10 protein-coding genes and 1 tRNA gene are annotated in these 12,147 nt (G+C 69.2%); 6 read left to right on the top strand and 5 right to left on the bottom strand.

Annotated features, from left to right (window positions below):
- Positions 1 to 19: 19 nt before the first annotated feature.
- Positions 20 to 268 carry a hypothetical protein gene (locus tag P1Y20_RS12285; RefSeq protein ID WP_304448950.1) on the bottom strand — a complete coding sequence of 83 codons (249 nt, stop codon included), beginning with the start codon at positions 266 to 268 and terminating at the stop codon, positions 20 to 22.
- Between the two features lie 133 nt (positions 269 to 401).
- Between P1Y20_RS12285 and P1Y20_RS12280 the strand changes: the two genes are divergently transcribed.
- Positions 402 to 1,631 (top strand): site-2 protease family protein, encoded by a 1,230-nt coding sequence (locus P1Y20_RS12280; protein WP_304448949.1) that lies wholly within the window; start codon positions 402 to 404, stop codon positions 1,629 to 1,631.
- Positions 1,632 to 1,638: 7 nt separating this feature from the next.
- On the opposite strand, the gene P1Y20_RS12275 is transcribed toward P1Y20_RS12280, so the two are convergent.
- Together P1Y20_RS12275 and P1Y20_RS12270 are read right to left on the bottom strand one after the other, a co-directional pair.
- On the bottom strand, positions 1,639 to 2,379 hold the full coding sequence (locus tag P1Y20_RS12275) for a competence/damage-inducible protein A (RefSeq protein ID WP_304448948.1): 741 nt from the start codon (positions 2,377 to 2,379) through the stop codon (positions 1,639 to 1,641).
- A gap of 40 nt (positions 2,380 to 2,419) precedes the next feature.
- Positions 2,420 to 2,560 carry a hypothetical protein gene (locus tag P1Y20_RS12270; protein WP_304448947.1) on the bottom strand — a complete coding sequence of 47 codons (141 nt, stop codon included), beginning with the start codon at positions 2,558 to 2,560 and terminating at the stop codon, positions 2,420 to 2,422.
- A 118-nt stretch (positions 2,561 to 2,678) separates the two neighbouring features.
- Here P1Y20_RS12270 and P1Y20_RS12265 point away from each other — a divergent pair, with 118 nt between their 5' ends.
- From P1Y20_RS12265 to P1Y20_RS12255, 3 genes are all read left to right on the top strand, one after another.
- Positions 2,679 to 3,563, top strand: coding sequence for a hypothetical protein (locus P1Y20_RS12265; RefSeq protein ID WP_304448946.1), 885 nt, complete (start codon positions 2,679 to 2,681; stop codon positions 3,561 to 3,563).
- A 120-nt stretch (positions 3,564 to 3,683) separates the two neighbouring features.
- Positions 3,684 to 4,427, top strand: a complete 744-nt coding sequence (locus tag P1Y20_RS12260) for a phosphocholine cytidylyltransferase family protein (protein WP_304448945.1) — start codon at positions 3,684 to 3,686, stop codon at positions 4,425 to 4,427.
- Positions 4,417 to 5,619, top strand: coding sequence for a CDP-glycerol glycerophosphotransferase family protein (locus P1Y20_RS12255; protein ID WP_304448944.1), 1,203 nt, complete (start codon positions 4,417 to 4,419; stop codon positions 5,617 to 5,619). The genes P1Y20_RS12260 and P1Y20_RS12255 overlap by 11 nt, the downstream gene beginning before the upstream one ends.
- A gap of 193 nt (positions 5,620 to 5,812) precedes the next feature.
- Here the strand turns inward: P1Y20_RS12255 and P1Y20_RS12250 are convergent.
- Positions 5,813 to 5,885 (bottom strand) — tRNA-His (locus tag P1Y20_RS12250).
- 53 nt (positions 5,886 to 5,938) lie between these two features.
- Entirely contained in the window at positions 5,939 to 9,040 is a 3,102-nt protein-coding gene (locus P1Y20_RS12245) for an FAD-binding and (Fe-S)-binding domain-containing protein (protein WP_304448943.1), read from the bottom strand.
- 355 nt (positions 9,041 to 9,395) lie between these two features.
- Between P1Y20_RS12245 and P1Y20_RS12240 the strand changes: the two genes are divergently transcribed.
- Positions 9,396 to 9,902 (top strand): LUD domain-containing protein, encoded by a 507-nt coding sequence (locus P1Y20_RS12240; protein WP_465261618.1) that lies wholly within the window; start codon positions 9,396 to 9,398, stop codon positions 9,900 to 9,902.
- Positions 9,895 to 12,120, top strand: a complete 2,226-nt coding sequence (locus tag P1Y20_RS12235; RefSeq protein ID WP_304448941.1) for an LUD domain-containing protein — start codon at positions 9,895 to 9,897, stop codon at positions 12,118 to 12,120. Before P1Y20_RS12240 ends, P1Y20_RS12235 begins: the two co-directional genes overlap by 8 nt.
- The last annotated feature ends 27 nt before the right edge of the window (positions 12,121 to 12,147 follow it).

Raw genomic sequence — 12,147 nt, 5'->3', positions numbered from 1 at the left:
TCCGTGGGGGGAAAAGCGCTCACCTCGGCGGGCGGGAGAGGGTGACGAGGGAGTACGTGAGGACGGCGACGACGAACGCCCCGAGGAGGAGCGTCGGGGGGACCGAGACGAGGTCGACGACGCTCGCCAGCGCCGCGAGGAGGGAGAGACAGACCAGCGCCCACCACGCCCGGTGTCGGCCCTCGAAGACGACGACGCCGATGGCGGCGACGACCGTCCCGAACCCGAGCGCGAGGAGGGTCGACGACGGCGAACCGGGGCCTTCCATCACCCTCGTCGAGGGGAGGTTCGGACATAACTGTTGGTCGTCTCGCCGGTAGGGGGACGGGAGGGAGGTGACGACGAGACGGGACGTGGCCCGGACGGCCGTGACTTAATAGCGTGCGGCGCCGATTACGGGTATGCGAAGCTTCCGTATCGGGAGCGCCTTCGGGATTCCCATCAAGCTCGACCTGACGTTCCTGCTCGTGTTGCCGCTGTTCGCCTACATCATCGGCACGCAGGTGGGACTCTGGGTCGACACGCTCAACGGCGTCCTCGGCGCCGACATCGCGCTCGACGGTCTGTCGCAGGGGTTGACGCCGTACGTGCTCGGCACGTTCGCGGCCGTCGGTCTGTTCGCGAGCGTCCTCCTGCACGAACTCGGCCACTCGCTGGTCGCGCGTCGGTTCGGCTTCCCCATCGCCTCCATCACGCTGTGGCTGTTCGGCGGTATCGCGCAGTTGAGCGAGATGCCCGAGGACTGGAAACAGGAGCTCTACATCGCCCTCGCCGGCCCCGCGGTGAGCGTCGCGCTCGGCGCGCTGTTCTACGCCGTCTTCGCCGTCCTGCCCGGCGGGGAACCGGTCCTCGGCGCGGTGCTGTTCGTCGTCGGCTACCTCGCCATCACGAACGTCGCGCTCGCGGCGTTCAACCTCCTGCCGGGGTTCCCCATGGACGGCGGGCGCGTCCTGCGGGCGCTGCTCGCGCGCACCCGGCCGTACGCCCGGGCGACCCAGATCGCGGCGGAGGTGGGGAAGGTGTTCGCCATCGTCCTCGGCCTGCTGGGGCTGTTCGGCGGGTTCAACATCTTCCTCGTCGGCGTCGCCTTCTTCATCTACATCGGGGCCGCCTCCGAGGCCCAGCAGACGGTGATGAAGGCCGCCTTCGAGGGGGTGACCGTCCGCGACATCATGACGCCGCGCGAGCGCCTCCACGTCATCGACGCGCGCGACAGCGTCGCCACCCTCCTCGACCGGATGTTCAGCGAGCGCCACACCGGGTACCCCGTCATGCGCGACGGACGGGTGGTGGGGCTCGTCACCCTTGAGGACGCGAAGGCGGTGAAGGAGGTCGAACGCGACGCCTACCGCGTCGAGGAGGTGATGTCGACGGACCTCGTCACCATCGGGCCCGACGCCGACGCGATGGAGGCGCTCTCGCGCATGCAACAGTCGAGCGTCGGTCGCCTGCCCGTCATGGACGGTGAGTCGCTCGTCGGCCTCGTCTCGCGGACGGACCTCATGACCGCCCTCACCATCATCCGCTCCAGCGGGTCGCTCGACGCGCGCCGACCGCGGAACGCGCGGGCGGCTGACGGCGGCCGGGGCGGGGACGGGGAGCGACCGGGGGTCCCGGACGACTCGCGCTGAGTCGCCCTCAGGCCTCGCGCTCTGCCTCCTCCTCGTCGTGTACCTCGATTCGTTCGCGGAGCCACGCCTCCGCCCGGTCGAGGTCCGCGGCCCGCTCGCCGGTTATCTTGACGCGGTTCGGGACGCCCCGTCTGCTCGGGTACGACCCGAGGACCACCTCCGGGAGGTCGTCGCGGGCGGCTTCGAGCGTCGGCGTCACCTCGGCCTCGGGGAGCGGCGTCAAGAGGGTGCGCGACTGCAGGTCGCCGCCGAACGCCTCGACGACGTCGGCGAACATCGCCTTCATCTCGCGGGGGATGCCGGGGAAGACGTAGACGTTCTCGACGACGCACCCCGGCGAGAGTCCCTCGCCGTTCAGCAGCGGGCGCGCGCCCTCGGGGAGCGAGGCGTGGCGCTCGACGTTCACGTCGATGTTCGGGTACTCGTCGGCGATGGCCGCGACGGTCCGTTCGATATCCTCGCGGGCCGCCTCGTCGACGACCAGGTCGCGGTCGAACGCCGCGGCCACCGACTCCATCGTCATGTCGTCGGGCGTGCCGCCGAGGCCGCCCGTACAGAGCACGACGTCGAACCGCTCGCTGTACCGTCGGACGTGCGACGCGACGACGTCGACGTCGTCGGGGACCGTCGTGATGCGTTCGAGCGCCACGCCGCGCGCCGCGAGCTGGCGGGCGAGCCACGTGGCGTTCGTGTTCTCGATGTCCCCCGCGAGCAACTCGTCACCGATAGTGAGCAGGGCCGCCTCCATACCCGTCGGAGGAGCGACCGGCGGTTAGCCGTTTCCCCCGCTAGCGCCGGCTACGGGTGGGGGAGCGAGCGCGGCCCCGAGTGCGTTCGTACCGCGGGACGACGGCGACCCGGTACGCCAGCGCGCCGTACCCGAGGATACAGCCCCAGGTGAGTGCCGTCGCGAGCGCGGACAGTTCCATGAGTCACGAGGAGTGGACTGTCTCATAAGCTTTTATTTAGTGTGACAAACGATATCATTGAACGGGATACCACCGGCGATAAACGTTATCCCCGGCCTTCGCGATTGGGAGAGCGAAGATGGGAACACTGGGGGAACTCACCGAGCGAACCGTCGGCACCGCCCTCGTCTACGGCTGTCCGGCGTTCGTCAACCGGGTCCGGAACGTCGGGACGCCGATATGGGAGCGCGACTGGGACGTGCTGCTCGTCCTCGACGCCTGCCGGACGGACCTCATGCGGGAGGTGGCCGACGAGTACGACTTCGTCGGCCGCGAGAACGTCGGGACGCTGTGGTCCGTCGGGAGCAAGTCCAACGAGTGGATGGAACGGACGTTCGCGCGCGAGCACGCGGCCGACGTCGAGCGCACGGCGTACGTCACGTCGAACCCGTTCACCTCGAAGGTCCGCTTCGGCGCCGAACCGGCCGTCCTCGACGAGGTGTGGAAGTACGCCTGGGACGACGACGTCTCGACGGTCCCGCCGCGGCCGGTGACCGACCGCGCCATCGACACCTGGCGCGAGGGGGACGCGGACCGGATGGTCGTCCACTACATGCAGCCACACGGTCCGTTCCTCTCGCGGCCCGACATGGGGACGTACGGCGACCCCGCCGACTTCGGCGTCGGGTTCAGTTCGCTCTGGGGGGAGGCCGGCCGGACGATTCCGATGGCGGAGGTGTGGAAGGCCTACCGCGACAACCTCCGTCTCGTCCTCGACGACGTCGCGCTCCTGCTCGCCAACCTCGACGCCGAACGGGTGGCTATCAGCGCCGACCACGGCAACGCCGTCGGCGAGTGGGGGGTCTACGGCCACCCCGGCGACGTGTTGCTCCCGTGTATCCGGCGCGTCCCGTGGGTGGAGACGACGGGGACCGACACCGGCGAGTACGACCCCGAGACGGCCCGCGAGGAGGAGAACGTAGAGGACCTGGAGGAACGCCTCCGCTCGCTCGGCTACAAGTAGACCGCCCGCCAGCAGGGAGCGCGTCGCCGAACCCGACGAGCCGCCGCACCCGACGGTTCGTCTCCGTGTGTTCGGGGAACGGTCAGAAACACTATGTACCTCTACGTAGCCGTATGTGGTGTGAACGAGCGCGACCATGCCGTCGTCCTCGCCGCGGGCCGCGGGCGACGACTGCGGCCCCTGACCGACGACACGCCGAAGACCCTGCTCGAGGTCGGGCGCCTGCCCATCCTCGGGCACATCCTCCGCGCCCTCGACGCGGACGGCTACCGGACGGTGACGATGGTCACCGGCTACCGGGACGAGGAGATACGGGCCTACTGCGAGGAGACGGCGGACGTCGACCTGGCGTTCGAGTACGTCCACAACGAGGACTTCGACACCACGAACAACATCTACTCGCTGTGGCTCGCGCGCGACCACCTCCGCGACGGCTTCACCCTCGTCAACTCCGACACGGTGTTCCCGTCGTCGTTCCTTCGGTCGCTCTCGACGGCCGACGGTTCGCGCCTCGTCGTCGACTGCGAGAAGGACCTGGGCGACGAGGAGATGTGCGTCGCCATCGAGGACGGCCGAATCACGGCCATCGGCAAGGACCTCGCGGACCCCGACGGGGAGTACATCGGGGTCTGCAAGTTCACGGCCGACTGCGCCGACCGCCTCGTCGACCACCTCGACGCGTTCATCGACGACGGCCGCGTCGACGAGTGGTACGAGGCCGTCTTCGCCCACCTGTTCGACGAACGGGAGGTGGGCTACGTGGAGGCGTCGAACCCGTGGATAGAGATCGACGACGCGGACGACCTGGAGACCGCCCGCGACCGATGGGAGGCGATGACGAACGCCGGGACGTATGCCGACTGACGCGGCCGCCGTCCGGGCCGCCCTCGACCGACTGCTCACGCTCGCCCTCTACGCCCTCTCGTTTCTCGTCCCGCGAGACGAGCGGCTGTGGGCCTTCGGCTGCAGCGGCGGGACCCGCTTCGCGGAGAACTCGAAGTACCTCTTCCTCCACCTCGCCAACGGCGATAGCGACGTCCGCCCGGTGTGGATGACCCGGCGGGACGACCTGCTCGCGGACCTCCGCGCGGCGGGCTACGAGGCGTACCACCGCGACAGCCTCCGGGGCCGGCTGACGACGCTCCGAGCCGGGCACGTCTTCTTCACCCACTCGCTCAACGACGTGGGGATGGAGGCCGCCCTCGGCTCCGAACCGGTCAACCTCTGGCACGGCGTCCCGCTGAAGCGCATCTCGCTCGACGACTCCTACTACCGCCACCGGATGGGCCTCGCGAACCTGATTCGCACGCTCCTCATCTACCGCACCTACCGGTACGTCGTCGTCACGAGCGCGGCGCTCCGCTCGCGGTTCGCCACGGCGTTCAACGTCGACGAGGAGCGTATCCTCCCCCTCGGCTACCCCCGCAACGACGCGCTGTTCGGGCCGGTCGAGGGCGAGACCATCGGGTTCGACGCCGACGCGCTCGCCGACGTCGAGGCGCTCGCCGCCGACCGCGACGTCGTCCTCTACGCCCCGACCTGGCGCGAGAGCGGCCGGGGCGTCGTGGAGCACCTCGACCTCGCACGGCTGGACGAGTGGGCGCGCGAGCACGACGCCACCGTCCTGCTCAAGCTCCACCCGAACGCGGCCGTCGAGGTGGGCGAGGAGTACGAGCACGTCGTCCACCTCCCCGCCGAACTCGACGTCCACCCCGCGATGCGTCACGCGGACGTCCTCGTCACCGACTACTCCTCGCTGTACTTCGACTTCCTCCTGCTCGACCGCCCGCTCGTGTTCTTCCCGTTCGACCTGGAACGGTACCTCGCGGAGGACCGCGAACTGTACTTCGACTACGACGACACCACCCCCGGCCCCAAGGCGACCGACACGGAGTCGTTGTGCGCCGAACTCACCGAAGCACTGGAGGACGACGGGTACGCCGAGGAGCGCGCACGGGTCCGCGAACGGTTCTTCGACCACGTCGACGGGGAATCCTCGCGGCGCGTCTCCGAGCGACTCCTCGCGGACGTGGAAGCGAAGGAAGCGGCTGAGTAGAGTAGACGCAGGACCTCGGCGTGGGTCGTACTCCGTTCGTTCGCGGTGCTCGCTGGCGCGAGCACCCACTCACCGGAGAGCGCTCGGAAGAAGGTCCAGGTGCGAGAATCGAACCCCGCTCGGAGCGAAGCTCCTCGCTACTTCGATTCTCGGGGGACTCGTCAGCGCTCACTGTCGTTCGCGTAGAAACGAGGTCCAGGTGCGAGAATCGAACCCGCGTCTCAGCCTCCACAAGGCTGAAGGATAGTCCACTACCCCAACCCGGACACATCACCATCTACCCCCGCGCGATTTGATATAGGTTACGACTCGGGGGCGCTCAGGCCAGCGCGGCGGCGAGTTTCTCGACGGGGTGGGGCGGTTCCTCGCCCGCGTGGTCGCCGAGTTGCGACCGGCAGGACGCGCCCGGTGCGGTGACCGCGTCACCCGGACTCGCGTCCACCTGGTCGTAGAGGATGCTCCCGATGGCCTTGCTCATCGAGTAGTGTTCGGCCTCGTAGCCGAAACTCCCCGCCATGCCACAGCACGTCGAGTCGAGCGGGTCGACGTCGTACCCGGCACGGCGCAGGACGCCCACCGCGTGGTGGTCCTTCAGCGTGGCCTTCTGGTGGCAGTGACCGTGATAGGTGAGCGACTCGCCCACCGCACCGAAGTCGAGCACCTCGTCGAGGCGGTAGGTGTCGAGGTACTCCATGACGCCGTAGGTGTGGTCGGCGACCGTCTCGACGTCGCTCCCCGAGAGGAGGTCGAGGTAGTCCGACTGGAACATGACGGCGTCGGACGGTTCGACCACGACGACCTCCCAGCCGTCGCGGATTTCGGGCGCGAGCGCCGCGACGTTCTGCTGGGCCTGCTCGCGGGACTTCCCGAGGAAGCCCTTCGAGTAGGGTGGTCGCCCGCTGCCGGTCGTCCCCTCGGGGATGCGGACGTAGACACCCGCCGCCTCCAGTACCCTGACAGCCGCCTTCCCCGCCTCGGGGTGGTTGTGGTTCGTGTACGTGTCGGGGAACAGCAGGACCGTCCGGTCCGCTTCCTTCCGTCGGACCGTCGTCCCGCCGCGGGCCTCGAACCAGTCGACGAACGTCTCGCGGTGGAACTCGGGGAGCGAGCGCTCGCGGGCGATGCCGAGCACCTTCTCCATGGCGACGCGCGCGCCGGGCACCTTGCTCGCCCAGTTCGAGACGGGCGCGAAGGCGCTGCCGAGCGCCGAGAGGCGGTCGATGTCGGCGAACACCCGGTCGCGGACGCTCGCGCCGTTGCGCTGCTTGTACTCGTAGGTGACCTCGGCTTTCATCTTCGCCATGTCGACCTCACTCGGGCAGTCCTTCGCACAGCCCTTGCAGCCGATGCAGAGGTCGAGCACCTCGTCCACGAACTCGTCGGTGAACGCCTCCTCGGGGTCGAGTTCGCCGCTCATCGCCGAGCGGAGCATGTTCGCTCGCCCGCGCGTGGATTGAATCTCCTCTTCGGCGGCGCGGAACGTCGGGCACATCACCCCGCCGGTGGTGGACTGCTCGCCGCGACAGCCAGCGCAGCCGTGACAGAGTTCGACCATGCCCTGGAAGCCGTTCTCGTTGGCCCACTCGAGCGCCGGGTCGAAGCCCGCCTCGAAGTCGTACTCGGGGTCGAACCGGAGGTTCCGGCTCATGTCGAAGTCGCCACAGACGTTGCCGGGGTTGAGCAGCCAGTCGGGGTCGAACGCCGACTTCAGGTCACGGAAGACGTGCCAGAGGCGGTCGCCGTACAGTTTGCGGTTCCACTGGGTCCGGGCGCGCCCGTCGCCGTGTTCGCCCGAGACCGACCCGCCGTACTTCACGACGAGGTCGGTCACCTCGTCGGCGATGGCCTCGAACGTCTCGACGCCCTCGGCGGTCTTCGTGTTGATGAGCGGGCGGATGTGGAGCACCCCTGGGCCGGCGTGAGCGTAGTAGGAGGCGAACGTGTCGTGCGCCTCGAGGACGGCCTGGAAGTCGGCGACGTACGCCGGGAGGTTCTCGGCGGGGATGGCGGTGTCCTCGATGTAGGCGATGTGCTTCGCGTCGGAGGTGCGCGAGAGGAGGATGGGGAGCCCCGACTTGCGCATCTTCCAGAACTTCGAGCGCGTCTCGGCGTCGTGCGCTTCGAGCGCCTGCCGGGCGGTGTGCGGGTCGTCGGTGACGCTCGCCGCCCCCTCGCTCGGGTCGACCTCGCTGACGCCGTCGGGGACGCGGTCGGCGATGAGGTCCGCGACCTTCTGCTTGCCGTCCGCGTCGCCCTCGGCGTAGAACTCCACGAGGAGCACCGAGTCGGTCCCCTCGGGGAGGAGGCCGACCACGTCGCGGAACTCCGCCGTCTCGCGCGCGAGGTCGAGCAACACGTCGTCCATCACCTCGACGGCCGCAGGGCCGTGTTCGAGGATGGGCGCGACGTCCTCCATCGCCTCGATGACCGAGTCGTAGGTCAGCAGGGCGACCGACTTCGTCTCCGGGATGGGTTCGAGCGCGACGGTCGCCTCGGTGACGACGGCGAGGGTCCCCTCGCTGCCCGCGAGCAGGCGCGCGAGGTTCACCCGGCCCGGTTCGCTCTCGGGGTCGACGCCCGAGTCGTCGGGCAGACGGCGTTCGCCCGCCGCCTCGTCGACGAGCATGTCGAGGTTGTACCCGGAGACGTTGCGCTTCAGGTCGGGGTAGCGCTCGCGCACCTCCTCTGCCTCCTCGTCGAGGACCCGGGTCGCCTGCTCGTAGATGCGCGGCAGGAGGTCGCTCTCGGGACCGTCGGGACCCCACGCCTCCGAGGAGGGGTCGGCCTTCTCGCGCAGTTCCTCGACCGACACCTCGCCGAAGCGCGTGACGGTGCCGTCGGCGAGGACGGCCTCGACCTCTTCGATGTAGTAGTCGGTCTTGCCGTACACGAGCGAGTGCGCGCCCGTCGAGTTGTTGCCGATGGCGCCGCCGAGGGCGCTCTTGTCGCCCCAGGCGGGGTCGGGCGCGAACTTCAGGTCGTGGGGCGCGAGGTGCTCGTTGAGGCTCCCGAGGTAGGTGCCGACCTGCGCGGTGGCGGTCCGTCCCTCGGGGTCGACGTCGAGGACGTCGTCCATGTACCGGGTGAAGTCGAGGACGACGGCCTCGTTGACCGTCTGCCCCGCGAGGCTCGTCCCGCCGCCGCGCGGGAGGACGGGTATCTCGCGGAGCGCGCAGTACGCCACGACGCTCGCGACGTCGGCCGTCGACGTCGGGCAGACGACGCCGACGGGGAGCGCGCGGTAGGCGCTCGCGTCCGTCGCGTACAGCTGTCTGGAGTAGTCGTCGAACCGAACGTCGCCGGCGACGCGCGCCTCGAGGTCCGAGACGAGGCCGGGCCGGGTGACGTCGTCGTTGACGTAGTCGTAGTCGCTCCGTACGTCGGCTGCGGGGTCCGGTGACGTCCCCGGGTCGGTCGCCATACCCTGTCTTCCCACCCCACGGGCATAAACGGGGGCGAATCGCGACGTCCCGGCGGTGTACGCGAGAACGGCCGAACGCCGAAGCCGGTACCCTGTCGACACTCATCGCCCGGGCGACTGACCGGCGAAACACGAACGCGACGGCGACGGTGATGCTGTCGGCTACCGCGAGAGCGTGGGGAAGCCAGTCGGCCCAACGCGTGCGACCGGTGACCGCTGGCGAGAGCGACCGTCTGTCGTTCCCGCTTCTTCGAACGGGTGGAGGGGTGTACGTGGTGACTCGGAATCCGCCCGGTTACCGGGACGTGTGGGGGCGATGTGGGTGATTGATAATCCCGGGACCGTAGGTGGAAGTATGAGTGCAGAGGCAGTCCGGACGTTCGAGGACTCGCTCGACCGTCTCGACGTCGAGTGGACGCACACGTCGCGCGAGGAGTTCGCCGCGACGCTGTCGGCGGTCGTTGAGGGGCCGACCGTCGGCGTCGACCTGCCCTTCGAGGGGGTCTCGCTTTCGGACACCGACGTGACGGTCGACCCCACGGCCGCGGCGCTGGAGGCCGCGACGACGGGCGTCACCGCCGCGCGGATGGGTATCGCCGACTACGGCAGCGTCGTCCTCGGATCGACGCCGGAGGGGGCCGAGGCGGTGAGTCTCTTCGTCGACCACCACGTCGTCGTCGTCCGGAGCGAGGACGTGGTCCCGGGGATGCGCGAGGCGTTCACCGAGTTCGGTCCGTGGCTCCGCGAGGGGGGTGACACCGCCATCATCGCCACCGGCCCGAGCGCCACGGCCGACATGGGTGAACTGGTGAAGGGCGCCCACGGCCCGAAGACGGTCCGGGTGGTGATTCTCGATGAGTGAGCGCGCCGCCAACGGGGCCGTCTCCCGGGAGGCGAAGGCCGCGAAGATACGCGAACTGATGGCGACGGAGGGCGACGCCGTCGAGCAGAACACCCGCGGATTCAACGCGGGACGGTACGCGTCGGTGGCGAAACTGGACGACTACGAGGAACTGAAGTCGGAGGCCCGCGCCATCAAGGAGGACGCCATCGAGCGCCTGCCGGACCTCATCGAGGAGTTGCGCGAGACCGTCGAGGAGAACGGCGGGACGCTCTACATCGCCGACGACGCCGAGGACGCCAACGACTACGTCAGGGAGGTGTGCGCCGAGAAGGAGGCGGAGCGCGTCGTGAAGTCGAAGTCGATGACGACCGAGGAGATAGAGGTCAACGACGCGCTCGAAGCCGACGGCCGGGAGGTCGTCGAGACGGACCTCGGCGAGTGGGTGTTGCAGGTGGCCGACGAGGCCCCCTCCCACATCGTCGCGCCCGCCATCCACAAGTCGCGGGCGGGCATCGCCGACCTGTTCAACGCCCACTTCGACCCCGAGGAACCCCTCGAGACCGCCGAGGAGTTGACGATGTTCGCCCGCGAGAAACTGGGCGCCCTCGTCCGCGAGGCGGACGTGGGGATGACCGGCGCGAACTTCATCACCGCCGACACGGGCACCCTCGCGCTGGTGACGAGCGAGGGGAACGCGCGAAAGAGCGCCTCGGTCCCCGACACGCACGTCGCCGTCGCGGGCGTCGAGAAGGTCGTTCCGAGCGTCGAGGACCTCGCGCCGTTCGTCGAACTCATCGGCCGCTCGGGGACGGGTCAGGACATCACGAGCTACGTCTCGCTGATGACGCCGCCGACGAAGACGCCGACGCTCGACTTCGACGACGACGAGACGCCACTGTCCGAGCGCGGTTCTGACAGGGAGTTCCACCTCGTGCTCATCGACAACGGCCGGCTGGCGATGCGCGAGGACCCCCAGTTGAAGGAGACGCTCTACTGCATCCGCTGTTCGGCCTGCTCGAACGTCTGTGCGAACTTCCAGAGCGTCGGCGGCCACGCCTTCGGCGGGGAGACGTACTCCGGCGGTATCGCCACCGGCTGGGAGGCCGGCATCGAGGGCCTCGACGTCGCCGCCGAGTTCAACGACCTCTGTACGGGCTGTTCGCGCTGCGTGCCGGCCTGTCCCGTGGAAATCGACATCCCGTGGATAAACACGGTCGTCCGCGACCGCATCAATCGGGAGGGCGAGGACGAGCGCTTCGACTTCCTCGTCGACGGACTGACGCCCGACGAGGAGGAGGGCGGCATGGACCGCCAGAAGCGGCTGTTCGGCAACTTCGAGACGCTGGCGAGGCTCGGGAGCGCCACCGCGCCCCTCTCGAACTGGGTGGCGAAGACCCGCCCGGCCCGGCAGGTGCTGGAGCAGGTCGTCGGCATCGACGCCCGGCGGACGCTCCCCGAGTTCCAGCGCGAGACGCTCGTCGAGTGGTTCGCGGCGCGCGACTCGCGCGTCGAAGGCGTCGAGGAGCCGACCCGCGAGGCGGTGCTCTACCCCGACGTCTACACGAACCACGTGCAGGTCGAGCGGGGGAAGGCCGCCGTCCGGGCGCTCGAACGTCTCGGCGTCCGCGTCCACGTCCCCGACGTGCGCTCCAGCGGGCGCGCACCCCTCTCGCAGGGAATGATAGCGACGGCGGAGGAACACGCCCACGACGTCTACGCCGACCTCGCCGAGCACCTGGACGCGGGCCGCGACGTCGTCGTCGTCGAGCCGAGCGACCTCGCCATGTTCGCCCGCGAGTACGAGAAGTTCCTCGAACCCGCCTCCCACGAGCGTCTCGCCGACAGCAGCTACGAGGTGATGGAGTACGTCTACGGCCTGCTCCACAACGGCGCCGACGCCGACGCCCTGAGCGCGGGGGCCGGCGAGCGCATCGCCTACCACAGCCACTGCCAGCAGCGCACCCTCGGCCTCGAATCGTACACCGAGACGGTGCTGTCGGACCTCGGCTTCGACGTCGTCACCTCCGACGTGGAGTGCTGCGGGATGGCCGGGAGCTTCGGCTACAAACAGCAGTACTACGAGTTGAGCATGGACGTGGGCGACCGCCTGCGAGAGCAGTTCACGACCGAGGAGGCGCGCGACCGACGGGTGGTCGCGAGCGGGACCTCCTGTCTCGAACAGCTGGACTCGCTGCTCTCGCGGCCGACGACTCACCCCGTCGAGTTGCTGGTGTAGGGTAGTCGAGGGAGTTTTACCCCGCGC

Origin of the sequence: Halomarina ordinaria (assembly GCF_030553305.1) — an archaeon.
Lineage (GTDB): Archaea > Halobacteriota > Halobacteria > Halobacteriales > Haloarculaceae > Halomarina > Halomarina ordinaria.
The sequence above is the reverse complement of the archived record's forward strand: the minus strand, read 5'-3'. Positions and strand labels throughout refer to the sequence as shown.